This is a genomic window from Salinivibrio sp. EAGSL (assembly GCF_013366455.1).
GTDB classification, from domain to species: domain Bacteria; phylum Pseudomonadota; class Gammaproteobacteria; order Enterobacterales; family Vibrionaceae; genus Salinivibrio; species Salinivibrio costicola.
Genome location: NZ_JABWMG010000001.1, coordinates 225,299 through 249,951 on the forward strand (window position 1 = coordinate 225,299; position 24,653 = coordinate 249,951).

At 48.8% G+C, this 24,653-nt stretch carries 22 protein-coding genes and 1 riboswitch; of the genes, 10 read left to right on the forward strand and 12 right to left on the reverse strand.

All coding sequences use genetic code 11. The features are described 5' to 3' along the window. Positions 1-334 precede the first annotated feature (334 nt). Positions 335-604, forward strand: a complete 270-nt coding sequence (locus tag HLG76_RS01015; protein WP_021023599.1) for a TIGR03643 family protein — start codon at positions 335-337, stop codon at positions 602-604. Between the two features lie 333 nt (positions 605-937). Here the strand turns inward: HLG76_RS01015 and HLG76_RS01020 are convergent, their stop codons facing one another. Further along, a complete protein-coding gene (locus HLG76_RS01020) occupies positions 938-2,101 on the reverse strand; it encodes an amidase family protein (protein WP_175992911.1) in 1,164 nt (387 codons plus the stop codon). A 126-nt stretch (positions 2,102-2,227) separates the two neighbouring features. Then, positions 2,228-3,397 carry a J domain-containing protein gene (locus HLG76_RS01025; RefSeq protein WP_175992912.1) on the reverse strand — a complete coding sequence of 390 codons (1,170 nt, stop codon included), beginning with the start codon at positions 3,395-3,397 and terminating at the stop codon, positions 2,228-2,230. A 358-nt stretch (positions 3,398-3,755) separates the two neighbouring features. Beyond that, positions 3,756-3,849, forward strand: a riboswitch (glycine riboswitch). Positions 3,850-3,921: 72 nt separating this feature from the next. Between HLG76_RS01025 and HLG76_RS01030 the strand changes: the two genes are divergently transcribed. Continuing rightward, complete coding sequence (locus HLG76_RS01030; protein ID WP_077679610.1) at positions 3,922-5,325, forward strand: sodium:alanine symporter family protein; 1,404 nt, start codon at positions 3,922-3,924, stop codon at positions 5,323-5,325. Between the two features lie 79 nt (positions 5,326-5,404). Here the strand turns inward: HLG76_RS01030 and HLG76_RS01035 are convergent, their stop codons facing one another. Next, on the reverse strand, positions 5,405-6,079 hold the full coding sequence (locus HLG76_RS01035; RefSeq protein WP_021024213.1) for an HAD family hydrolase: 675 nt from the start codon (positions 6,077-6,079) through the stop codon (positions 5,405-5,407). A gap of 307 nt (positions 6,080-6,386) precedes the next feature. Between HLG76_RS01035 and HLG76_RS01040 the strand changes: the two genes are divergently transcribed. The 5 genes from HLG76_RS01040 to HLG76_RS01060 all read left to right on the forward strand — a co-directional run bounded on the left by HLG76_RS01040 (position 6,387) and on the right by HLG76_RS01060 (position 11,476). Continuing rightward, the gene (locus HLG76_RS01040) at positions 6,387-6,971 is read left to right on the forward strand and encodes an FMN-dependent NADH-azoreductase (RefSeq protein WP_077660813.1); all 585 of its coding nucleotides are present in this window, start codon (positions 6,387-6,389) and stop codon (positions 6,969-6,971) included. A gap of 168 nt (positions 6,972-7,139) precedes the next feature. Further along, positions 7,140-8,561, forward strand: coding sequence for an exodeoxyribonuclease I (gene sbcB, locus HLG76_RS01045; protein WP_175992913.1), 1,422 nt, complete (start codon positions 7,140-7,142; stop codon positions 8,559-8,561). A gap of 213 nt (positions 8,562-8,774) precedes the next feature. Continuing rightward, on the forward strand, positions 8,775-9,275 hold the full coding sequence (locus HLG76_RS01050; RefSeq protein WP_021023606.1) for a hypothetical protein: 501 nt from the start codon (positions 8,775-8,777) through the stop codon (positions 9,273-9,275). A 309-nt stretch (positions 9,276-9,584) separates the two neighbouring features. Continuing rightward, entirely contained in the window at positions 9,585-10,481 is an 897-nt protein-coding gene (cdd, locus tag HLG76_RS01055; protein WP_021023608.1) for a cytidine deaminase, read from the forward strand. 95 nt (positions 10,482-10,576) lie between these two features. Then, positions 10,577-11,476 carry a DMT family transporter gene (locus HLG76_RS01060; RefSeq protein WP_174566346.1) on the forward strand — a complete coding sequence of 300 codons (900 nt, stop codon included), beginning with the start codon at positions 10,577-10,579 and terminating at the stop codon, positions 11,474-11,476. Positions 11,477-11,519: 43 nt separating this feature from the next. On the opposite strand, the gene HLG76_RS01065 is transcribed toward HLG76_RS01060, so the two are convergent. Then, positions 11,520-12,137, reverse strand: coding sequence for a thiopurine S-methyltransferase (locus HLG76_RS01065; RefSeq protein ID WP_077660811.1), 618 nt, complete (start codon positions 12,135-12,137; stop codon positions 11,520-11,522). 188 nt (positions 12,138-12,325) lie between these two features. Between HLG76_RS01065 and HLG76_RS01070 the strand changes: the two genes are divergently transcribed. Further along, positions 12,326-12,742, forward strand: a complete 417-nt coding sequence (locus HLG76_RS01070) for a hypothetical protein (protein ID WP_077460610.1) — start codon at positions 12,326-12,328, stop codon at positions 12,740-12,742. A gap of 8 nt (positions 12,743-12,750) precedes the next feature. On the opposite strand, the gene HLG76_RS01075 is transcribed toward HLG76_RS01070, so the two are convergent. After that, the gene (locus HLG76_RS01075; protein ID WP_077676928.1) at positions 12,751-13,185 is read right to left on the reverse strand and encodes a hypothetical protein; all 435 of its coding nucleotides are present in this window, start codon (positions 13,183-13,185) and stop codon (positions 12,751-12,753) included. Between the two features lie 276 nt (positions 13,186-13,461). Beyond that, on the reverse strand, positions 13,462-13,827 hold the full coding sequence (locus HLG76_RS01080; protein WP_021023613.1) for a hypothetical protein: 366 nt from the start codon (positions 13,825-13,827) through the stop codon (positions 13,462-13,464). Positions 13,828-14,093: 266 nt separating this feature from the next. Between HLG76_RS01080 and HLG76_RS01085 the strand changes: the two genes are divergently transcribed. Then, positions 14,094-14,777: a DUF2982 domain-containing protein gene (locus tag HLG76_RS01085; RefSeq protein WP_241827360.1), complete on the forward strand. Its 684-nt coding sequence runs from the start codon at positions 14,094-14,096 to the stop codon at positions 14,775-14,777. Between the two features lie 143 nt (positions 14,778-14,920). Here HLG76_RS01085 and HLG76_RS01090 read toward each other — a convergent pair whose 3' ends face one another. Then, positions 14,921-15,565, reverse strand: coding sequence for an MBL fold metallo-hydrolase (locus HLG76_RS01090; RefSeq protein WP_077460613.1), 645 nt, complete (start codon positions 15,563-15,565; stop codon positions 14,921-14,923). 185 nt (positions 15,566-15,750) lie between these two features. On the opposite strand from HLG76_RS01090, the gene HLG76_RS01095 reads away from it, so the two are divergent. Then, positions 15,751-17,496: a GNAT family N-acyltransferase gene (locus HLG76_RS01095; RefSeq protein ID WP_175992914.1), complete on the forward strand. Its 1,746-nt coding sequence runs from the start codon at positions 15,751-15,753 to the stop codon at positions 17,494-17,496. Between the two features lie 132 nt (positions 17,497-17,628). Here the strand turns inward: HLG76_RS01095 and HLG76_RS01100 are convergent, their stop codons facing one another. The 5 genes from HLG76_RS01100 to HLG76_RS01120 form a co-directional block, all read right to left on the reverse strand. Then, positions 17,629-19,389, reverse strand: a complete 1,761-nt coding sequence (locus HLG76_RS01100) for a murein L,D-transpeptidase (protein WP_077676930.1) — start codon at positions 19,387-19,389, stop codon at positions 17,629-17,631. A gap of 149 nt (positions 19,390-19,538) precedes the next feature. Beyond that, entirely contained in the window at positions 19,539-20,636 is a 1,098-nt protein-coding gene (locus HLG76_RS01105; protein ID WP_175992951.1) for a DUF1513 domain-containing protein, read from the reverse strand. Next, positions 20,626-21,639: an imelysin family protein gene (locus HLG76_RS01110; RefSeq protein ID WP_175992915.1), complete on the reverse strand. Its 1,014-nt coding sequence runs from the start codon at positions 21,637-21,639 to the stop codon at positions 20,626-20,628. The genes HLG76_RS01105 and HLG76_RS01110 overlap by 11 nt, the downstream gene beginning before the upstream one ends. A 40-nt stretch (positions 21,640-21,679) precedes the next feature. Next, positions 21,680-23,041, reverse strand: coding sequence for a di-heme oxidoredictase family protein (locus HLG76_RS01115; RefSeq protein WP_175992916.1), 1,362 nt, complete (start codon positions 23,039-23,041; stop codon positions 21,680-21,682). Positions 23,042-23,136: 95 nt separating this feature from the next. Further along, the gene (locus HLG76_RS01120; RefSeq protein WP_077660802.1) at positions 23,137-24,393 is read right to left on the reverse strand and encodes an imelysin family protein; all 1,257 of its coding nucleotides are present in this window, start codon (positions 24,391-24,393) and stop codon (positions 23,137-23,139) included. Positions 24,394-24,653: the final 260 nt, after the last annotated feature.

The window sequence follows — 24,653 nt, forward strand, 5'->3', positions numbered from 1 at the left end:
TCATGTATTACCCAAGCGGACTGCGCGCCTCCGACATCGAGGCCAACGATTAACCCCTGATCGTGACAGACGGCCAGGTCGTTAATCTTTTCTAAGCTGCCTGTGCGGCAGTGAACTATAGAATAACGAAATAATAGCCTGTGACAACAGGCCGTTAGGATAAAAATCGTTTTTTACCCTTATTTAAAACGCCCAGTCGTAACTGACTGTATTCGCTATTTATTTCTAAACATCCCAAAAACAAGGGTAAAAGCATTGCTCAGTCTGAGGGCTCACGCTGATCGGTCTTTCATGCTCGACGCGTACTGTTTGCCACTAGAGCAAGGAGACCGATATGGCATTGAACGAGCAACCGGGAGACATTGACCGGATCATTGAAATGGCGTGGGAAGATAGAACCCCGTTTGAGGCGATTGAGACGCTGTATGGCTTGCGTCAGGATGACGTCATCGCTTTGATGCGGCGCGAGTTAAAACCACGCAGCTTTAAGGTATGGCGTGAGCGGACGCGCGGGCGTAAAACCAAGCATCAGGCCCTACGTTCAGAGCACGTCTTACGTAGCCATTGCAAGACGCAATACAAAATAAAATCCGCCAAAAAGTGATAGGTTTAGCGATAGATCGTGTTTTGTGAATAACGTGGATGCGTTAATTGGGCGTCTCCGAAACGTTACGGGAAAGTGACAGCCAATTTGTCACTTTCTTATACCACGAGGCCTGCGTGCCAAACCTCATAAAGCACTAAGTTAACCTCTTAAATATCAGGCAGTTAAAAAGTTAAACACCGACTAATCCAACCAGTTATCCACAGTTTCTGTTGATAGTAAATGCACAACATAAAACTTATTTAAAACATATAAATCATGAATTTACCGAGGCAAAAAGGTTTTTTATAGAAATTTCTTGACGACGCTGAGGATAAGGAAGCAATCCATCCTTTAGTTTAACCATCGACGCGCAACTTCCATCAACAACTTATCTTTATAGGGATGAGCAAGTAACGTTATCCCATAGGGCACGTTATCGTGAGTGAATAAAGGCATTGTTAGTTGTGGTACTCCACACACATCGGCTAACGCCATAAGACGGCGCTGGGCGAGATTAAAGGTATCACTGGCGGGTTGGTCTGCATCACGGGGCAAAATCGCGCCTGGTGTTGAAGGCATAATCAATACCTTGTCACTCGGCCACATGGCGGTAATGGTATCGCGTAGCTGCTTGCGCGTTTTCTTGGCCTGATAATGGGCTTTGTAATCCACTTCCCGCAGCCGTTCAAGGTAGCCTTGGGTTGAGGTAGGTAAGTCGAGTTCGGCGCTGTCTAGCCAAGCTTGATACATCAGTAAAAATTCTTGACTGGCAATCGCAACTTGGGTTTTCTCTACCCGAGTAAGCACCAATTTATTCATCGCTAAGGTGGTTTCTTGGGGAAGATGAAGCTGTTCGAGGTGTTGGTAGACCTGCTTCATTGCCTCATCCGAGTAAAACAAGGCAAAAATTGGCTCAGCAATGACCACGCCTTGAATATTGGTGACCGCGGTTGAGGGCTTTGCCACCAGCTCTTGAAACTGGCTTAAATGTCCGAGACTCGCACTGCACACGCCAATGTTATCAAAGGTATCAGCCATGGCGATTATCCCGGTAGTATCGACCAAACCAGGCGTGGGCCGATAGCCATAGAGGCCGCAATGCGCGGCGGGGATCCGCACGCCCCCGAACGCATCATTGCCTAAACCCAGATCCGCCAGTTTTTTCGCCACTGCGACTGCGATACCGGCATTGGCACCACCCACACGGTATTGACGATAGTGGGGGTTGCGAAGTTCGGCGTAAAAAGGATTAAATCCGGTGATACTAAAGCCGAGCGGATCGATTTGCACCTGGCCGATCACACTGGCACCCTGCGCCATCATCGTTTTCACCACGCCCGCATCTTGGCTTGCGGCTGTGCGCGTTTCCGACCAAGCCGGAATGCCTATCCCTGACACACACGCTTCGAGCGATACCGAATGCGACACCGCTATCTTGTGGCGCCGAAATACGCCGCTTGCACTGTCTTGCCGCGGTGGCTCAAATTGGTGCGCGAACATCGCTTGATCGAGCATAGTGACTGGCCTCAAATAAGTGTTATTGCTTATTGATCAGTGTAATACATTCAGGCGATACTGAGTTGAAATTCCTTCTATCTGACGGTTGCCATCTTTAACCGAGAACACTCGCGGTAACGCTGCCTACTCACGGTTCACCGCAGTAAGATCCGGTGTTTGTCGGCACGATTGTTCAAACGCCCTTAACTTCGGGGTTAGATCAGCACTCACAAAGGTGTCATCGAATATTTGTACCTTACGTGCTAATTGCCAACTATCGATAGATGCCCCTTGGCCATAAGGAATCGCATACACATGAAAATGCTGCCGCTGTGCGACGTAATCGAGATTAGGTGGCACGCGCAACGGTTGATAACTGCGGTTCAAATAGATGTAAAAATCGCCCACGCAATTTGCCACTATGTATGAGCCTTGTTGACTACGCAGCGCGAGATACGGCTGGGCGATATCAGTATATTGATTGATATGCCATTTTTCTGCCGTCGGGTTGAGTTCAATCATCGGCGCGGCCGGTAAACTCGGTGGCGGTGCTGCGGGCGACTGAGTGGCGGCAACAGTATCAACCGGCTCAGAGGCTGGTGGCTTGGGATTAATGATACGTACACGTTGCGCGGTATCAGGCTGGCTGTCACCGATAAGTGGGGCAATCCACCGTTGCCATTGCCCAAAAGGCACCATTACCAGCGCAATGGCGCACCACGAGGCCAATACCCAACGCCAAGCCAGCCCAGGTTTAGCCGGTTTTAAAGTGACTGGAGTGGCTTTATGCGTCAGCTCCGTTTCTAGCTGTTCCACGCGCGTTAACGCATCTTTAAGCTCACGGTTGCGTTGTGTGGCCTCTTTTTTTTCTTTGTCGTGCTCACGTGTCAGGCGCGCATGTTGTCCGTCTAATGATTGGTGCTGACGCTCAAGTTTTTGGTACTGCTCTCGCCACTGGCGGTTATCAAACTCAAGTTTGGCAATTTTAGCCGTGAGGTGTGCCGGAATTTGTTGGCCGGCCTGACGAGATTTGAGGGTGCGGTTTTCTTGCTGCAACACCGCTAACTCTTTTTGCAGGCGTGCAACCTGGCTGCGTAACGCCGCCTGACTTCCCTCGTTTTGCGTTTGCCCTAAAGCGCTATCGTCGCCCTTCCCTGATTTAACGGCCTGGTATGCTTCACTGACCAGCTGCATCAACCCAGTGCTGCCACCTTTATCCGGATGCACACGGCTAGAAAGTCGCTTATAGCGTTGTTTAACCTGCGCGGCCGTTTCGCCGGCATTCACGCCTAAAAGTTCGTTCCAAGTGGTCATGCTAGGGCTCGTTGAGTCAGTGGTTACCGATTAATGGTAATAATAATATCGGCCAATGTCTTATAACATTGAGCCACCTCGTTTAAAAATTGGCGTGAATCAGTGCAAGAAACATTTAGGCAACTGACACATATCACGCGGCACCGTTAGCCAGTAGAACCTTCTATAAAGCGATAATTTTTACCTTTTCAGAAGAATAATGCCCTGTTCACTTAATTTTGCATTGCATTCATATTTCTGTGATCTATCATACTTTCCGTCATAACGACGTTCCAATGAAGACAGCAGGAGAGAGATGGCAAATGCCATCCGCCGAAGAAGTAAATCTTTCAGGCACTTAATTGTATGGACTGCTGTTGGAGGAAACTCTGGAGAGACCCGTTAATTCGGGCGCCGAAGGAGCAAGCTTGTTTTCAAGTGAAACTCTCAGGCAAAAGGACAGAGGAGATACCCACCCCAATATGTAGCACTTTTGTTAATATTAGTGTGGTCTATCTTCTCCTTTGATGTTTAAAGGGGGATTAATGCCATTTTTTTCACAACTACCCGATATACCCGCGCTTCTTGCCACCATTGACGACTGGATTTGGGGCCCACCGCTTTTATTGTTATTAACCGGTACCGGGCTCTTTTTTACCGTTCGCTTGGGCTTGCTCCAATTCCGCCGTTTGCCCTTTGCGCTCAAGCAAATATTTAAACCTTCTGATGCAAGCAGCCAAGGCGATGTCTCTGGTTTTGCCGCGCTATGTACCGCATTATCTGCCACCATTGGTACCGGTAATATTATCGGGGTTGCCACAGCAATTTCGTTAGGGGGCCCAGGCGCACTATTTTGGATGTGGTTAGCCGCTTTTTTAGGGATGGCGACCAAATACGCTGAGTGTTTACTGGCGGTGAAATACCGCGAAACCGATCATAAAGGTAATATGCTTGGCGGGCCGATGATGTACCTATCCAAAGGCGCCGGCAAGCCGATATTAGCCAAATTATTTGCCTTATTCGGCATCGGCGTGGCTTGTTTTGGTATTGGCACTTTCCCACAGGTGAACGCCATTAGTAGCGCCGCGACCCATTTGTTTAATATTCCCACCGTTGCCGTCGCCGCTATCCTTACGGTGCTAGTGGCGTTAGTGACTATCGGAGGCGTGAAATCTATTTCGGCCGTCGCCGCCAAAATCGTTCCTGTGATGGCCGTATTATACGTCGCTGCCTGCTTGTGGGTACTCGGCGCCAATATATCCCAATTACCCCATGCGGTTGGCCTGGTGTTTGAGTCCGCGTTTAACGGCATGGCAGCCACCGGCGGCTTTGCTGGGGCCGGTATGATGCTCGCCATTCAATCAGGGATTGCCCGTGGTGTGTTCTCTAACGAGTCTGGCTTAGGGAGTGCCCCCATTGCCGCGGCGGCCGCTAAAACCGACTCGTGCGTTGAGCAAGGGTTGGTATCAATGACAGGCACCTTTATCGATACCTTAGTGATTTGTACCATGACAGGGTTAACGTTAATTTTAACGCAATCATGGTCAGGCGAATTAGCGGGAGCAGCAATGACATCGCATGCCTTTGCCGTGGGCATGGAGAGCAGCGTTGGCCCTATGTTAGTGAATATCGGCCTACTCTTTTTCGCCTTCACGACGATTTTAGGTTGGCACTACTATGGCGAGCGCTGCGTCGCGTACTTGTTTGGCAAAAAAGCGATTTATATCTATAAACTATTCTTTATCGGCTTGATTGCATCCGGTGCCTTTATTCAACTGAATACGATCTGGATTCTTGCCGATATTGTTAATGGCTTAATGGCGGTCCCCAACCTCATCGGTTTGTTACTGCTGCGTAAAGTCGTGATTGAAGAGACCCAAGCGTATTTTTCGTCACAAGACAGTGACCAGGCCAGCGAGATAGCGCAACCCTGTTCACAATCAACATGATCGCGTGCCAGTTACTTTGTACAAAAAAGCCGGTTCATAGACTGAACCGGCTTGTTGTGCATATGTGGGGCGAGGGAGATTAAGCGTATTGACGCTCAGCTTCCTCAATCCCTAACTTACCAAGAATTGCTTGAGGATTGATAAAGTGATTCACCCGCACCTCGTGCTCTACCTTGTCACCCACCGCGACGAATTCATAGTTCAGTGATTGCGTGGCTTGCTTATCCCATACACCATCACCGAAATATATTCGACGATCAAAATACACACCGTAATCTTGTTTGGCTCGAAATGCCGCCAACGCCATGACTTCACTCCGGCTCATGGCATCGGAGCAAGATGAAAATACAATGCCGTCGATATTAAAACCTGCCGCTTTTAACTTCATCCGTGCGGTTTCTTCCCACCCGCCGGTGGCAATAGCTAATTCAACCGAGGGCACATGGCGCATGTGTTCTACAAATTCCACCGCGCCGGGAATTGGCGCTAAGCCTTTCTCTGCAATCCTAACCGCCAATTTTTGCCTAAACACCTGTTTGATCTCTCTAAACAGCCTGATCTTGTCATGGTTGAGTCCATGGGTGTCGATTAACTCTTCGATGATCCCCGCATCGGTCACATTGGTGTAGCTTCCCCAATTATCTGGAACCGCTAAACCTGTGACTTCATCAATCGCCTGGCTGAAACACTCGTGGTCCATTTGGCAGCTGTCTACCAGCGTACCGTCCACGTCTAACATAAATAAGTTTTTCACGCACATTTCCTCAAATCCCGTTGTGTCCCACAAGTGACCGACTTGTGATTTGATCGGGCGCTTTGCCGTTCTTGATCTTCGTTTTTTATCAACACAACGAGCATTATAACATTATTTTTACTTTCTGGACGACTATCGGGCGACATCATACGCCCCTATTCACTCAGCGCAACGCTACCGTGAGAAATAACCGGGCCCAACAAAAATTTTGAACAAGTTTAACGAATTTATACGCTGGTTTTACCGTGTCGTTTCTCTACACTCTAACGTGTGCTGAATCACGCCAACCCATTTTAAGGAGAAATATATGAAAGCGCTGGTCTTAAAATCAAGCATTCTCGGCCCCTACTCTAGCTCAAACGCAGTCATTGACAGTGTAGTGGATTCCCTGTCTCCAGAGACGCTGATTGAGCGTGACCTGGCGGCGACTCCTTTGCCTACGCTAACAGGAAATAACGTCGGTGGTTTGCGTGGCGCAGACGAGCTCACTGAGCCGCAACAACAGGTGCAACAAGCATCGGACCAACTGATTGAAGAAATACAACAAAGCGATACTCTAGTGATCGCGGCACCTATGTATAACTTTACCATCCCCGTGCAGTTAAAAGCATGGATTGATCTGGTTGCCCGTGCAGGGGTAACGTTCCGCTATACCGAAAACGGGCCTGAAGGCCTGCTAACCGGTAAGCGCGCCATTGTGGTCACCACACGAGGGGGGATGCATAAAGGAGGAGACACGGATCATGTCACCGGATATATGCAAACGGTGCTTGGCTTTATTGGGATCACAGATGTCGAGTTTGTCTATGCAGAAGGCCTCGCTATGGGCGAAGAAAGCGCGACAAAAGCCATCGACGAGGCGAAGCAAACACTGAAGCGCCTTGCCTCTTAATGCGCCTTTGTTTGTAGATGATCGATCAGAGCCTGCTTAGTTGCAGGCTTTGACGCATTTGATCTTACCACCGACAGGATTGGTGATACGTCTTGCCAGTGTTACCATGAGCACTTATCGCAGGGTATTGACTCTGCTTTCTTTTGTTTGATCAAATTGGATTCGATTGTGACAGACGCGGACCAGCCAACCTTTTTTATTTACGACTTTGAGACGTTCGGTACCCATCCGGGTAAAGACAGGCCTTGCCAATTTGCTGGCGTTCGCACCGACAGTGATTTTAATATTATTGGCGAGCCTCTGGTGCTATTTTGTCAGCCCCCCAATGATTACTTGCCGGCCCCAGAAGCTTGTTTGGTCACAGGCATTACCCCGCAACTCGCACTGAAAAAAGGGCTGCCCGAACCGGAGTTTATTGCCCAAATCCATGCGGCTCTGTCTCAACCGAACACCTGTGTAATTGGCTATAACAATGTTCGATTTGATGACGAAGTGACACGGTATACCTTATATCGTAACTTTTTTGACCCATATGGGTGGAGCTGGCAAAACGGAAACTCGCGCTGGGATTTACTCGATGTGATGCGCGCCTGTTATGCGTTGCGGCCTGAAGGGGTTGAATGGCCACATGACGAAAACGGTAAGCCCAGTTTTAAGTTAGAAAACTTATCCGTCGCCAATGGCATTGAACACAGTGATGCGCATGACGCCATGGCGGATGTGCACGCGACCATTGAGTTAGCGAAAAAAGTGAAAGCCGCGCAACCCCGGTTGTTTGATTACCTTCTCACTCACCGCCATAAGAATAAAATTAAGCACCTGATTGACGTGGTCAACATGACACCACTGGTACATGTCTCAGGTATGTTTGGCACCGAGCGAGGCAACACCAGTTGGGTTGTGCCAGTGGCATGGCATCCTGACAACCCCAATGCCGTGATCACCGTTGATCTTGCCCGCGATCCTTCACCTTTATTCGCGCTTGATGCCGATGCCCTCCGTGAGCGTTTATATACTCCTCGTCAAGCATTGAGTGACGACCAATTGCCGGCACCATTAAAGCTTATCCATATCAATAAATGCCCGGTCTTAGCCGATGCCAAAGTACTTCGTCCTGACGATGCCGCGCGTCTTGGCGTGGATAGAGAAGCATGTCTTCAACATCTTAAAGCACTAAAGGCGGCGCCCGAAATCCGAGAGAAGCTGGTGGCTGTCTTCGCGCAATCCAAGCCCTTTGACAATCAAGATGTTGATAACGCACTGTATGCTGGCTTTTTTTCAAAAAGTGATCGCAGCGCGATGGACATTATCCGCGCGCAAGATCCAGAAAACCTTGCCGGGATTGACTTGAGTGTCGACGATTGGCGCATCAAACCTCTGTTGTTTCGTTATCGTGCCCGCAACTATCCGTGGACACTTACTGACGATGAACAAAAACAGTGGTTTATGCACCGCCGCGATTATTTTGAAACACACCTTCCCACGTACATGGACAACCTACAGCAACTGGCGGATCATCATCAGGCGGATGAGCACAAGGTCCGTATCTTGAAAGCGGTCTACCATTACGTCGAATCATTAGTCGGTTAGCCTCGATAGACGATGTCGTGTTTTTCGATAGGTTCAACAACCGTTATGGCGACATAGCGGTTGTGCTTTTTTTAATCTATTGTTATTCCTTATAAAATCAGAAAATTCAACATCATGCCTGCATAACTAGACCCAAAAAAGACATGCTAACGAGTTGCAGTTCTGTGATTTGAGTCCACACTTTTATAAAAGCTGTCGTTTGGAGTGGGCTTGATGATGACAACAAAAGTAAATACACGCTGTTACCGTTTTCCTGAAGTAGATTTTGAGCCAGAGAGCCGCACACTGTATTGGACGGATCAGGCAATCACGGTTTTGTCGTATGAAGAATCACGAATGCTCGAAATGCTTTGTTATTACGCAGGCGAGGTGTTGTCAAGTCGCACCTTGTTTAAACAAGTCGCATTACCCGACAGTTCTTTTGCGCAACACCAAAGTGTGGTCACTTCGCTCATGGCTAAGTCTTACCGCAACGGTAAAAAGTGCTTGCCCTTTGACGTGGTTGGCGAGTTTGGTTTTCGTGTTGCTTTACCCCAACAAACCTTTGCGCAACGGCCAACCACGCCGGCGGAAAATCAACCTGATCTCACCCCATCCCCGGCAACGCAATCACCGGCATTAGGGGATCCCTCTTTTAGCATTACAAAACCGCTTATTGTGTTGATTGCGACCGCGAGCCTCATTATTGGCATTACTGCGTTATTAACGCAGTAGCTGTTCGTCGACGCGAAATCCGAGTACTTTCGAGCTCACACTCACACTATTCGCGTTGTGAGCTCAGATCGTTGATGTTTTATCTGACTTTGTCTTATCTCTAATGATCGTGGATCCGGTGACCTTCGCGCTGGCAACATTGGCTTTTGCAGCGTTAGCGTTGGCAAAATTAGAAGGCGAAAAAACATTGATGTCACTCTAACTTTCAGCAACGAAATCAGTTTTGCATATTATGCGTGACTTTTATCACATAATTATCAGGAGTGCTTCCCTACACTGAGCCTCCGTTAATGACTAAGAAGTGATGCTATGCGAACTGCACTAACCGATGCACTGACACAATTGCCCGACGCATTACAACGCGTTGTCTCTGATTGGATAACTGACACACACTTTGGTGCGACATTTTCACCAGAGCAAGTGGCGCAAATGGAAGCCGAAAGTGGCCTATCTGGCGCCGCATTGCGTCTTACTCTATTGCCAATAGCGGCGGCTTATGCGGTGACTCCGATATCAACGTTTAACGTTGGCGCCATCGTTCGTGGCGAAGATGGCACCCTATACTTGGGAGCCAATATTGAGTTCACAGGGGTGCAACTAGGCCAAACCATTCACGCCGAGCAATGCGCGATTGCCCATGCGTGGACCAAAGGGGCAACTCGCTTAACCGATATCACAATCAACTACAGCCCATGTGGTCATTGCCGTCAGTTTATGAATGAGCTAAACGGTGCAGAATCACTCACCATTCAGCTACCAAAAACGGATCCCAAACCGTTACATGCGTATTTACCTGATTCCTTTGGTCCTGCCGATTTAGGGGTTGAATCACGTTTATTAACTGACGCGCCACACCAGTTACCCACAGACGATATTGATATTCCACTACTCAAAGCTGCCGCCGATGCAGCGAACCGAAGTCATGCACCGTATTCGGGTAACTACAGCGGCGTGGCCGTTGAAACATCTGATGGGGCGGTTTTCTCTGGGATGTATGCCGAAAATGCGGCGTTTAACCCGAGTTTACCCCCGCTTCAAGTGGCGCTCATTGCGACCAATATGGCCGGCTATCACTGGGACGACATTCGGTCGGTGGCGCTGGCCGAGATGACAAACAGTACGGTGAGCCATCTGACCGATACCCAAGCCACATTGGACGCGATGGATCCTGATATTCCTTTCGTCTATTCGACCCTTTCAACTTAACCACATGATACGCTTGGCCTCAGCGGGGATTTCTGATCGCTCTGAGGCCTAATTTGCGCTACTATCCGTACGTCTTTTTTCGGATTGTCACGGTAATGAAACAAGTTCATCATCCCCTCCAAGGCGCGGCCTGGATGCTCACTGCAGGCTTATGCTTCGCATTAGTCAACAGCCTTTCTCAATATGTTAGCTTCAAGTTGGGCTTGCCTTCGACGACCGTTGCTTTTATTCAATATGCCATTGCCTTAGTGGCCATGATCCCCTGGTTAAAGCAACTGGGGATTCGTCAATCTTTAAAAACCCAGCACCTTGGGCAACATTGTTTGCGGGTGTTTATTTCTGTTATTGGGATCCAACTTTGGCTATGGGCGCTCGCTTATCCGGTTCCCATTTGGCAAGGCATAGCCCTACTAATGACATCACCGCTGTTTGCAACCATAGGATCGGGGCTATTTCTTCGTGAACGGGTTGGTATTGCACGTAGCTTGGCCACACTTGCGGGTTTTTGTGGCGCGATGATTATCCTAGAACCTTGGTCAAATGGTTTTACATGGGCAACGTTACTGCCGATAGGCGCCGCTTTCTTTTGGGCGACCTATTCATTAATGGTGAAACGGTTATCAGCCTACGATCCACCGACCACGATGGTCGTTTACCTCCTTTTGTTGATCACCCCATTTAATCTACTCTTGGCCGTGCCTGACTGGACACTGCCGTCATCTGCAATGGCATGGTGGATGCTGTTCGGTGCTGGAATGCTCACCGCACTCGCACAGTGGGCAATAGCCAAAGCCTATGCCGCGTCAGATGCCTCGTTTGTTCAGCCGTTTGATCACGCTAAACTGCCGCTGAACGTCCTCTTTGGTTGGCTGGTATTCAGCTGGGTTCCACCTGGCCGGCTATGGCTCGGCGCAGGAATTATTATCGCAGCCGTTTTCTTTATTACCCACTGGGAATCACGACAGTCTAATCAACCTCGAGTCAAAACCGTCTAGCGCAAAACGGCGCTATCCGAGCATGGCTCTACCAAACCGAGCACTAAGCGTTGGCTTTTATCAACCAGACTTGCTCACCTCGGTCACCCTCTGGCTCGGTTTGCGTCTCTAACAACCTAATATCGAGCCCTGAAAACGCCTCTTCCACTATTGACGTATCGATGGAAAACGGCGGATTATCATCGGCCTGCGGATAAAACAAGGTGATCAGTAATAGGCGGCCTCCCGGCGCTAAAAGATCACGCACACGATGCACATACTGATCCCGCATCGACGGTGGCATCGCCACCAAAGCGGCACGATCGTAGATCAGCGAAGTCGGGCTCAAACGTGCAGTAAAAAAGTCACCACTGATCAACTCCAACTCATCGAAACAATAATGTGTATGACCCGACGGCGCACGGTGAACTTGCGGGGTATACAGGTTTTCTGAAAAAAAGGCCCGTACCGCGATATCACTCAGTTCTACACCAATCACATGTTCGTGTTTTTCCGCAAGCCAGTTTAAATCGATGGATTTGCCACACAAAGGCACCAGTACTGTCTCATCGGGCATTGGACAAAGTGTTGACCAGTAACGCATAAGCATTGGGTGCACACTGTCCCGATGAAACCCTATTTGATTTTCAGCCCAACGCTGATGCCAAAATTCTTGTTCCATGGTTTCTCCGAGAAGATGAAAAGCGGCCAGTTTAGCAAGTTATTAAATCAATCTCATTAGCAATTGCTTAAAACGGGTGGAAATTGTTCACGATCTTGATCACAAATTAGTCAAAGAGTAACTTGCGAGGCAGTCCACAAACAAGTACTGTTTATACATACAGTAATGATCATATATACAGGTGCTTTATGTACGCGATGTCTAATGAGTCAAATCAAGCAACGACGCAAACGTCAGTACAGATGCGTGACGGAAGCTATTATTCTTCTGCGTTGAACGCACAGACACCCATCAATGCCCATTGGCTGTCGATGTTACAGGCGTTAGCATTCAAAGCACGACAGCAAAAGTGGATCACGATCATTAATCCACCCCGCTCATTGAACGCCGAGCAGCTTAGTCATTGGGGAATTAATACCAATCAGGTCAGGATGATTTATCGTCGGCATGGGTTTGACGATGAAGCACTGATTGACGCCGCAATGGCCGCAGATACGTCATGTGCGATCATTGCGTTTACACCCACATTGACACGTTTAACCTGTTACGAACACAATCAGCAGTGGATTGCACGCGTCGATCCAACATTGGCACAACGTCATTAGTACGCGCCTCAGTGCAGGCAAGTATCCGCGTCAGAGATGAAAGTAAATCTAACCCACTCGCGGTTTTCATTACTGTATTCAAGCTGTGCGCCTGTTTGGTGGCTTATCGACTCCATTTGCCGATACTCTAAAGCATAAGGCATCAATACAGTGAGTTCTTTAATTCCTTGCGCACGAGCCAAACCGGCCAGTTGAACCAAATTAGATGTATCGGTATGACGCACTGACATCACACGCGCAGCGTCTTGCTGTAGGCGCTCTTGAGCGGTTAGTGGTGATTGATCGCCACCCGCTTGATACTCAAGCACAGTATTAAACATGGGCAACAAGCTTCGAAAAATATCGAAAAAAGTCCAATTGGGCTGCTGACTTTCACACAAAAAATGCGTGTAATCGAAAACAACCTCTGTGGGTGTTTTCAGCTGGGTTGACAGCGCATCCATGGCTTACCTCCAGACTAAAACCTAAGCGGATACACCCACTATAAGCAGTTTTAAACAGATGTCTGGAAGATTATACAGTATTTTGCACTCGATCATGCTTTATACACGTAACACGATTATTTCGAAAAGCTTTTTTAACACAAAGAAAACAAATAGTTGAAAAGAAACCGATTTTCTTAGCATGTGCAAAATGAAGTAACTGAGAGGCGGTGTTATCGAACACCCGCTTAAGTACAAAGACAAATCATACGACTTAAGCGGATGAGCAAACACTGATCAAGATGCTTTGTAAATCACCTTGTTGGCGGCCATTTGAACACGCTCGACTGCGCCCTCTTCGGTCAATTTTTTCAACGCACCTGTCGCCCAAGAAGCGGCTTTACTGTCTTCTTGTCCTGCAGCCAGACCAATGCCTTTCGGGTTGATCCCTTCAGGATTGGCTTTAACGATGTCTAATACTTGCTGCTGCTTAGGGGTGAATGACGAAACGGTATCCACAACGGGCGCTTTTGCTGCAGAGTCTACCGCCGGTTTAGCCGCTACCGCGGGTTTCGCTTTTACGGGACGTTGACGCGCTGGCGACGATGCCTTAACACGCTTGTTGAGTTTACCTTGTACTTTACGTTTGTGAGAAATTTTCATTCAATCATCCTACTCAGACGCACTACGTTCAGGCTCGCTGAAAGCAGCGGGTGAAAAACAAAGCGCGTGTTATACCAAATTTCAGCTCACTTTTGTAGGTAAGCGTCCCTTAGTCGGTGCAAAGTTCGTGACATTCAGCGACAAATGTTTACCTATTCGGTGTTTTTTAGGCAAACTAATCAGACACTTTCATCGTACACTTACAAGGTAAATCCTGGCTAAACGCTTGTACTCGCCGCTTTATCTATGGCGTGGAATGGAAGATTATGGATGCACTCAAGACAATAAAAATCTACCCGCCCCAATTTGAAGCGGCGCGATGGAGCATGCTAATCGCAATGGTTGTCGCATTTGCATTGGTATGCTTTTTTTTAATCCAACCCTCCTTGTCACTTGGGCAAGGCATTATCGGCCTGATCGCTATCGGCGCAATTTTATATGCCATACATAAACTTCTGCAGCGCGTACAACTGTCGTTTTCGCTCTCATTTATGCATATACAGCATCACAGCTTTCGTGGCGGTTGGGCACTCAAATGGCGCCATATTGACACGATAGGGATCCCTCAAATCTATCCGCAAGGCCTTGGCGAGCCACTGCCTTGGATGGGGATTAAAATCAAACACTATGATGCATTATTAGATGGTATTAGCTTGAGAATGGTGACTCATATCATCATGACTCAACGGGCATTACTGATTACAGCTTACCGTCGTGCGGGAAGCAAACCCAGTAAGCCATTGGAAGATATGATGTTTGATGACACCCCATATCGTGGTGCCAATGGTGTGCTTTATAAAGGTCTGATGGCGATGTTGGCCAATCGTATGCGATATATGCGCGAATTGTTAGGTTATGACATTTTTATCAGCGAAGACTTACTCGATCGCCCCCTAGAAGACTTTATCGGGGTGACAAGACGCTATCTGGCTGCTGCCAGTACGCAATAATGGTCTTGGGACAAATAGGCTCTTCTAAACAAAACAAACAAGCTCTAAACAAACAAGCTCTAAACAAACAGGCTCTAAACAAACAGGCTCTAAACAAACAAGCTGGCCCGTACTCTGAGTACAAGCCAGTTTAGTGAAAAGGGTTAGAAAGCACCGGTAAGAAAAGGATTGGTTTTACGCTCATGGCCCAGCGTTGAGGTGGGTCCGTGGCCGGGAATAAAAGTCACATCATCTCCCACCGGAAGCAGCGTGTTCTTGATGGCGTCAATCAAGGTCGCGTGATCGCCTTTTGGAAAGTCGGTACGGCCAATACCACCGTTAAATAACACATCGCCTACCCATGCGGTACGGCTTTCTTCATCCACAAAGACAATATGTCCTGGCGTATGCCCGGGGGTAAATAAGACCGACAAAGTATGCTTGCCGACGGTGACCGTATCACCTTGCACTAACCACTGATCCGGCTCGAACGGCTCGGCGTGGGCAAAACCAAACATTTGTGCCTGCGCCGGTAAGGCTTGTAACCAAAATGCATCTTCTTTGTGCGGACCAATCACCGGAATATCAAGCGCGTTAGCCAATTCTACTGTGCCACCCACGTGATCTAAATGGCCGTGAGTAAGAAGGATTTTCGTCACGGTGACATTGAGTGAATGAATCACTTGGCGAATTTTAGCCACGTCACCACCTGGGTCGACGATCGCTGCGTCTTGAGTTTGATCGCACCAAATAATCGAGCAGTTTTGTTGAAATGCCGTGACCGGCACAATCTCATAATGCAACGCCATACAGTTAGCCTTCCTTTTGTATAAGTGCGGTAGCCGCCGATAACGACGTAAATACGGGCCTCACTATGCCATGCTGTCATCAGTTTGCAACTGTGCTGCCAAGGAGATGTCACCTTCACGCTCTAGGCTGAGATAAGGATACCTGGATACCTTTCAGGTGCGCTTTATTGTATGCAGGGCTGCTTATGTTAGATATTGATAAAGTATTATCGTCGCATTACCCCCGGTTAGAACAGCGCGGTTGGCTCATGCGCCCCGTCAGTAAAACGTTAAAGCGTTTACTTCATGAGCAGGAGTTTCAAGCGTTTGCTGAACGCTACCCGCATCTACAAGGATTCGAGTTTGTTGAACAGGTGCTGGATTATTTTAACTTTAGCTATCGGGTCAGCGATAGAGAAAAAGAGCGGATCCCGGAATCTGGACGGGTGGTGATTATCGCCAATCATCCAATCGGATCACTGGATGGCTTGGCGCTGCTTAAACTCGTACGCTCAGTGCGTCCAGACGTTAAAGTTATTGCCAATGAATTACTCATGCAAGTCGGCCCACTTCACAGTTGTCTGTTGCCAGTCAACAATATGGGAGGCCGAACGCCTAAACAAAATCTACAACAAATCACACAGTGGCTAGAGCGTGATGGCGCTTTGATTATCTTTCCAGCCGGTGAGGTTTCGCGCGTCGCACCAACAGGAATTCGAGACGGTGTTTGGCACTCTGGCTTCTTACGTATGGCGAGTAAATCAAACGCCCCTATTTTGCCGATTCATGTCGACGGGCGAAATTCTGCCCGTTTTTATGGTGCGTCAATGGTCTATAAACCTTTGTCGACTTTGTTACTGGTTGAAGAGATGTTTCGACAAGAGAACAACACCATCGCCTTCACTGTGGGCGAAATGATCCCACACCACAGTTACAGTGCCAGCGCGAACCTTCCGGTAAAAACACGGGTTAAACTCTTTCGTAAACACCTCTACCGGATCGCCAAGCGTAAGCAAGGCTTATTTCCCACCGAAACTGCGATTGCCTCACCGGAGCCACGACTGGCGCTCAAGCATGCAATTACACTCGGCGAGCAACTCGGACAGACACCCGATGGTAAACTCATTTATTTACTTGATTATCAAGCCGATTCGCCGGTGATGCGCGAAATAGGTCGTTTACGTGAGGTCGCGTTCCGCGCTGTTGGGGAAGGCACCGGACAGCGGCGTGATCTTGATAAATACGACCAATACTATTGGCATTTGGTCTTGTGGGATCCGATTGAGCTCGATATCGTCGGCGCATACCGCTTATGTGATACCCAAGCCACTCTCGCTCATCAAGGGCTTGGAGGGATCTATAGCGCAAGCTTGTTCGATTATGAACAAGGGATGCAGCCTTTTCTTGACCAAGGCTTAGAGCTAGGCCGTAGTTTTGTTCAGCCCAAATATTGGGGAAAACGAAGCCTGGATTATTTATGGTTAGGCATTGGCGCCCTACTCGCTAATCGCCCACAGTACCGTTATTTATTCGGGCCTGTCACTATCAGCAACGCGATACCACAACCCGCTAAAGAGCTACTGATCTTCTTTTATCGCACCTACTTTCGTGGCGACAACCGCTGTGCGCGATCGAAACGACCGTATCAACTCGCCGAAAGTAAACAAAGCGAGTTGCTCGACCACTTTTGTGGCAACGACTATGCGCGCGATCTGAAAAAGCTAAAAATGTTACTCGATCACCTTGGCGTCGGGATCCCAACGCTTTATAAGCAGTACAGTGAGCTATGTGAGCCTGGCGGCGTACAATTCTTAGACTTTGGTGTTGATCCTGATTTCGCCGACTGCATTGATGGACTGGTTTTAGTCGACCTCAAGCGTTTAAAACCCAAGCGCTACCAACGCTATATTGCGCCACATCTAACCACTCCCCCAACCTCTACTTGTGACTAAACCTCGCTGTGAGTACCTTGCAGTGAATAAGCGTCGCGGTGAATAAGCGTCGCGGTGAACAAACAAAGCCCCGCGCTCTCTGTCTTGATGGCGCGGGGCTATGACTGTCAACTCTTGTGATCGTGATTGAGACTACTGTGACCGTGATGAGGATATATCACGTTGCTGGGTTAAGTAGCTCGGCTCCTGAGTGGTGATTTGTCGTTCGGCATGACTATCATAGGCATATACATCATCGCGAAACGCGAGCTTGCCGTCTTCAGTGACCCATGCTGTTTGGTAAATGGTTTGTACGGAAAGGCGCGTTTGCAACGACACCCACTTAGTTTGTGTTTTATCCAAATACCCTTGGTAGTTAGCCAACTGTTTCCCGGACAAATCCAGCACCAAATCCGCCAACTGCTCGGCCTGCTCCACCCGAATACACCCAGAACTAAACGCGCGGCGCGAGCGACTAAATAAGCTTTGTGCCGGCGTGTCATGTAAATAAATGGCGTTTCTGTTTGGGGTGTTAAACTTGTACTTTCCTAATGCATTGCCTTGGCCCGGTGCCTGTTGCAATCGATAAGGGAAGCCGTCGTCGTTCACGGTTTGCCAATTAATCGTACTCGGGTCGATAGCGATGTTGCTTTGCCAGTTAGGCAAAATGCGATACTGATTGCGAGACAAATACTGCTGGTCATCCGCCAGTTTGGGCAAGATATCTTTTTGCACAATGCTACGAGGTACATTCCAGCTGGGGTTCAGCACTACCGAATCAAGTTGCGACGTAAACAGCGGCGTACGCCTTGATTGTCGACCAACGACCACTTTACTTTCGAATACATTTTGATCGTCATGCCATACATGCATGCGATAATCGGGAATGTTCACCACAATTCGATTGGGGTTATCGTTAGGCCACAACCGCAGCCGTTCTGCATTAAGTGCCAATAACCGAACCCGTGCTTGTGGGTCCAAATTTAACCACTTCGCGGTTGCTGGGCCGATAATGCCATCCATGGATAAACCATGCTGTTGCTGAAAGCGTTCAACTGCGCGAAGCAAGTCACCACCGTAGCGCACAGTATCGCCATTTATCGCTTCCAAGCGCTCAGAGCTGCCCCAAAAGCCCTGTAGCCTCAGATTATCCACCAAGTTAAGCGCTAACGTTGTCGCAATCGCTTGGTCCGGGTATATGACGTTCTCAGCCTGAATCGTTGGCCAAACCGACTGCGCCTGCTCTTGTAAGCGAACAATTTGTTTTACTAATGCATCGTATTGCGAGTGTTGTGGACGCCGCTGCTGCAAAAACGGAGCCAGTGACCCGTTAAGTCCTGCCTTAAATAAAGCAGCACGCCTTTGCGATGAGGGAGCTGGCAAGGGGGTGCGATGAGACGCGCCAAAAAACCATTGCATTCCTTTATCGGGGATCACACTTAAATAGCGAAGCAGCGCATAGGCGGTATCGGTAGCAAAAATATCATAGGCCGCATCGCTGGGCTGCTGACGAAGTTGCCGCAATTGCCATGCTCGCCATTCAAACTCAGGACTAAAGCCAGCCAGTGAAATCACATTCACTTGCGTTTCTAACTCATCTCGCGCCGCATCTTGTGTCCAAATCAACGAAAATCCATTATCCAGGTAGTCTTGAGTCAGCGCTTGGGGATAGGCCAATACGGTCGCATCCGGTGCCGCCGATTCAAGCCAATCGCGCGCATACTGGTAGGCTCGCTGGCGATGAACATCCGCCGATACAGTTTGATCATCAGGCACTCTTTTCCCCGAGATCTGCGGTTCAGTCAGTAACCGTACTCCACCCGTTTCACTGGCGTTATTGGCCATCACTGGCTTTACCAAAAAGCAAAACACTATCAGAAGGTTAGCCAACCAGGCATCGTGCCTTCTCATCATACGCCCCTCCTCACCCCTGTTATGATTATGGCAAAGTTTTACTGCAAAGAAGCAAAATTAACGTCTGTTTTTCCTCATCACAACGCAAGGTATTGAAACAAAAACGGCAGCCAAAATTGACTGCCGTTTAGAACATTATCATGGATTCATTACACTAAGGTTATCCAGTGATTATCCCATCGGACTGGCGTCATTTTATAATCCGGATGGTGTGCATTATTTAGCGTCACCATTTTACCGCTACCCGCACTGAGGTTAATCACATCACCATCGCGACTCGCGCCAGAAGCATCTATCAGCGGATGCAGTCCAAGTAACTCGCCACTATTTAACGACCAAATACCATAACAATTGCCACGGGGCGACGTGGCGACAATCCAACCATTGAGGGTAGCAATACTGGCAACATAGTTATTAAAACGCGACCACTGCTCTGGTGAAGCATCAAGCATTTTCATCGGCTCACCACGGCGATGAATCGCGACAAGGGGGGCGTTATCAGCACCATGGTATTGCTGACCTGTCACCACATAACCCTTATCTGACACCATCAAATGGCGAATACTGAGCTTCTTATTTGCAAGCTCAGCGCGCTCGATCACTTTGCCACTGTCGATATCGATATAGACCAGTGCCGGTGACATAGCGTCAATGTTTAACACTGTGCGTCCATCAGTATGCATGCCGCCGACACCCACGACTAACGTGTTAGTATCCACCAGCGCTAACTCATGAGGACCAATGCCAAAGCCGCTTATTTCACGCACTTTTTTTACCTGCCCCTGCGCGGTTAATTGGTAAACACCGATCACACCTTCGCTGGTTTGCCGTTTACCCTCGGTGGTATATAACCATTTTCCATCATCAGAAATGGCGCCGTGTCCATAAAAATAACGATCGGAGGCGGCCCTTACTCGTGACAACGTCACTCCACGTTGGTAGTCAAACACCTGCATAAAATCACCAGGCCGGCGCGCAAATGCCACCCCTAGCGTTCCAACCTCTCGTCGCTGAGCAGCGACACCATGACCCCGATCGGGCAATGGTAGGCGGAAAACGGGTTGCCCAGACGGATCAGCGCCAACCACCGCGAAAGAGCCATCACGACTCAGCGCACAGCCCAGTAACTCACACCGCGCTGCTGCGGTATTACCACGACAACCACTCAATGTATTTACGACGGTGGGTAAAGCCGCGCCCATTAGCACCGCCTTGAGTAAACGGCGGCGTTTCTGACTAATCGCCATCGGTTGCATTAAACCCCACAACAATGCCTAAATCTTGTGCGACTTGACCACCCAACACGAGTTTTAGATATTCCAGATTGTTATAGACGGTGAGCATGTCACGATAACCCGGTACGCTGTTGAGCCTATCAAACAGCGGCTCGCCGTCTTTGGGCACACTGTCATAGGCGAGTTGCCAATGCTGGCTAACACGATCGGCCACCTGATGGTTGCCTCGCTCGCGTAGCGCTTGCTCGATACCACCTTCAGCGTGATATTGAACTTGCATCGCTTGAATGCTCTCGCTTAATAGTGTTAGAGAGTGCCGCGATCGCCAGGCTTCTCCTTGGTAGGGGTTAGGAAAACCAGGTTTGCCCAAAGGGCCGGCAAGCTTTTTAAGCACATAATCGAGCTGATGTGTCAGTGCGCCAAGTTTTTCTGCCGTGGCCATCGAAGATGGCATCCCTAACCACGGGTTTTTCTGCCACGCTAGGGTTAATGCCGTTGCACTTTGCTGCAAACGCCCACTGACGGCCATGGCTACTTCGCAGTGTTTTGGCTGAGTTAAATCCGCTTGGTGATCATACAACAACCATTCCATCGCGCCGACACCTTGCACGGCCACACTTTGATCCGCTAATGCATCCGCGGTCCAGGTAGTATCACTGGCCAGCAAGGCATTCATTTTCCGTCCGGTGGTATTCTTTTTGTCAGGATAAAACTGAATCCGCCAACTTTGTGCCAAGGCTTGCTCTGAGCCCTTTTCTACGCCTTGTAAAGGCATCCAAGCGGTCATAACCTTCTTCCATGCTTGACGCGCCTTATCCACATCCGTGCCCTGCGAGCAAACCGATTGCGTGGTCTGCGCAAGCGCCTTGGTTGCAGAGAGAAACTGTTCGCTTCTTTGTTTTTGTAGTTGCCAAAGGCCATGATTAGGCCCTGTCTCAGCTTGAGACAAACATCCGCCGAGCAACACAGTGGCGCTGAGCGTAAGCGCCACAATAGGATTAAATCGAAAACGCATACCACAAGACTCCAGCATGGTGTTTTTATAATAAGTGTTTTTATAATGAACGTAAAAATGCAATCAGCGCATCACGGTCCGCTTTTGGCATCGCCAGTACACGCTGTTTGGCGCCATCGGCTTCGCCACCATGCCATAAAACGGCTTCCATCAACGTTCGGGCGCGGCCGTCATGTAAGTAGGTACCATCAGCATTAACCTCTTTGGTGTAACCAATACCCCAAAGTGGTGCCGTTCGCCATTCTCGGCCGTTCGCAATAAACTCACCACGGTGATCCGCTAGTCCTTCTCCCATATCGTGTAACAGTAAGTCGGTATAGGGGTGAATTTCTTGTTCACTCAGTGCCGCCAGATCAGGACGTTTTGCTGTTGTGAACGACTCAACGTGACAAGCGTTACATCCAGCATTAACAAACATCTCTTGCCCTCGTTGGACTTGCGAGTCTTGGATGTTACGACGCGCGGGAACCGCGAGATGGCGAGCATAAAATTCAACAAAGTCGAGAATATTATCACTCACTTCGGGATCGCCGCCATTGGGCATATCGTCGCACACCGACTGCGACGGCATACAGTTATGATGAGGGAACATCGAGGTTGTTAGCCCGATATCGCCATTAAAAGCGGCTGCATTTTGTTGATTCACGTTGGGTAATCCGGCTTTCCACCCAAACCGCCCCAGTGCGGTACGCTGTGTGTCGATATCCCACACTTGGTTGGGGCGCCCGGAAATACCGTCGCCATTGGCATCCTCAGGATCGGCGTACGCATAGATCGCCTCAGCGGGGATCGACTCGAGTAGCCCAAGACCTATCATCGGTGGTGCAATCCGCGCTGACAGCTGCACATTCTCTGCCATCGGACCATAATTAAGGTCTGTAATAGCTAAGTTTGGCTGGCGTAATGTCACAGTCTCACCGTCTTCAAAGGTCACCGGTACTTCGCGATAGCTGATTGCTATTTTGCCCTCTGGCTTGACGCCTGGTAAGGAAAAATCTTGAAGTTGACCGCCATAATTGGGCTCTGGAATATTGCCATATTGGATCAGCTTTTGTTTTTCCGCTTCACTCATCGCTGGCACACTCAGCCGAACCAACATGGAAACGGCATTGATATCACCTGGCGATGGAGGATGACCTCGCCCATCTTTGATATGGCAATTTTGGCAGCCATTAGTATTAAATAATGGGCCAAGGCCGTCACGGGCATCCGTTGATGCCGGTGAACTGACCCAAGGATTACGAAAAAAGCTATTACCGACACTGAAATCAATGCGCTCACTCATCGGCAGGTTAGCGGCAGGTTGGGAAAAGGCGTTCGGTCCTTCCTTGATAACGGTTGTTCCCCCACCGGATGTGCGCTCGAACGCAAGTGCGGAGGTGGTCACCAAAAAGTAAGACATGTCACGTTGAGGTAAGCAATGACATTGGGCTTCATAGTGTGTCCTGACAAGGCAAAAAGCCCCGTACCACGGGGCTAACTAGAATAATATGTCGTTTAGAATTGGTGATCAGCGGTGTCTGGATTCAGGTTATCAATACCAATCACTTGCGCCGCTTGTTCAATATGCTTGGTCTGATCCACCAGCGCCGCGATAGATGCGTTGACCAGTTGATTCCCTTCGTTATTACCAGCAGCAATCAGCTGATCAAAATACACGTTGTTGTCCTCCGCAGAAACAACCAAGGTTTTAACTTGCTGCTGCGCTTGATCAAAGCTGGCTTTAATTGCCTCTGCGGCATCGGCATTTTTATCTCTAACCAAATCAAGGACTGACGGTCCCGATAAGGTATTACCATTCACGCGCTGATATGTCCCCGTCATGACATTGTAAATGCCCTGCTCGTTATAAAAATGCGAATTGTGCGTATTGTCAGAAAAACAGTCATGCTCATCTTCGGTTGAGTTGGCTTCTAGCGCGACTTTCATTCGCTCCCCCGCCAGTTCACCTAACGACAGTGATCCCATACCAAATAGCATTTTGCGTAGGCCATTCTCACTTGAATCGGCAAGCAGACTCGCACGGTAATTATCTTTGTTACCCTCGGCCCATTGATCACGCATCCACGCCAGATCATCAACCAATAGATCAGCAGCCGCTTTCAAGTAATCACGACGACGATCACAATGGTCATGGGTACACGCTTCACCATAGGCGAAATCGGTATAAGGGCGCTCACCGGCTCCTGCGTTGGTGCCGTTTAAATCTTGCCCCCACAACAGGAACTCGATGGCATGGTAGCCCGATGCCACATTGGCTTCTGAGCCGCCCACTTCATTTAAACTTGCGAGCAGTGTTGGCGTGATGTCAGTAACATCAAGATCGGTGGCGCCAATCTGAATGCGTTGATTCGCAATAATGTTAGCTGTCGCTCCGGCATTACCGAGTTCTGCCTGATAGCCATCCGCGACATAATCAATTAACCCCTCGTCCAAAGGCCAAGCATTGAGCTGTCCTTCCCAGTCATCGACAATGGCATTACCAAAGCGAAAAACTTCTGACTGTTGGTAAGGCACACGTGCATCTAGCCACGCCTTTTTAGCTGCCTGAAGGGTTGTTTCAGAAGGTTCGGCAACAAAAGCGTTCAGTGCACTGTCGAGTTCAACCGCGGTTGTGTGAGCATCAGCAAAAACGGCGTGAGCAATGTCTGCATAATGTGCCACGACCTCTTGTTGGGTCGCCGCATTAGCGCCAAATGGGGCCGCAAATAGTGAGAGCGCAATCAGGTTGCGCTTAAACGGTGTCAATTCCATAGTCGTGTTGTCCTTCGCCTTATATGAACGGTTATGATAACCATTATCGTTTGTACGAAAGAATTCTAAGCATAATGTTACGAAATGCAACAAAGAATTTTTCTCATTACGCGAAGTGTGATGGCTATGCTATGTGTAAGGTTGACGGCAATACGTTGCAATGCACATCCGACCTGTTGTTTAGGTAAACCGATGACTAAAGGCCATTTTTTGCATTTACTCACTGAAACAGTCAAAAATAACAATAAATTAGATTTAAT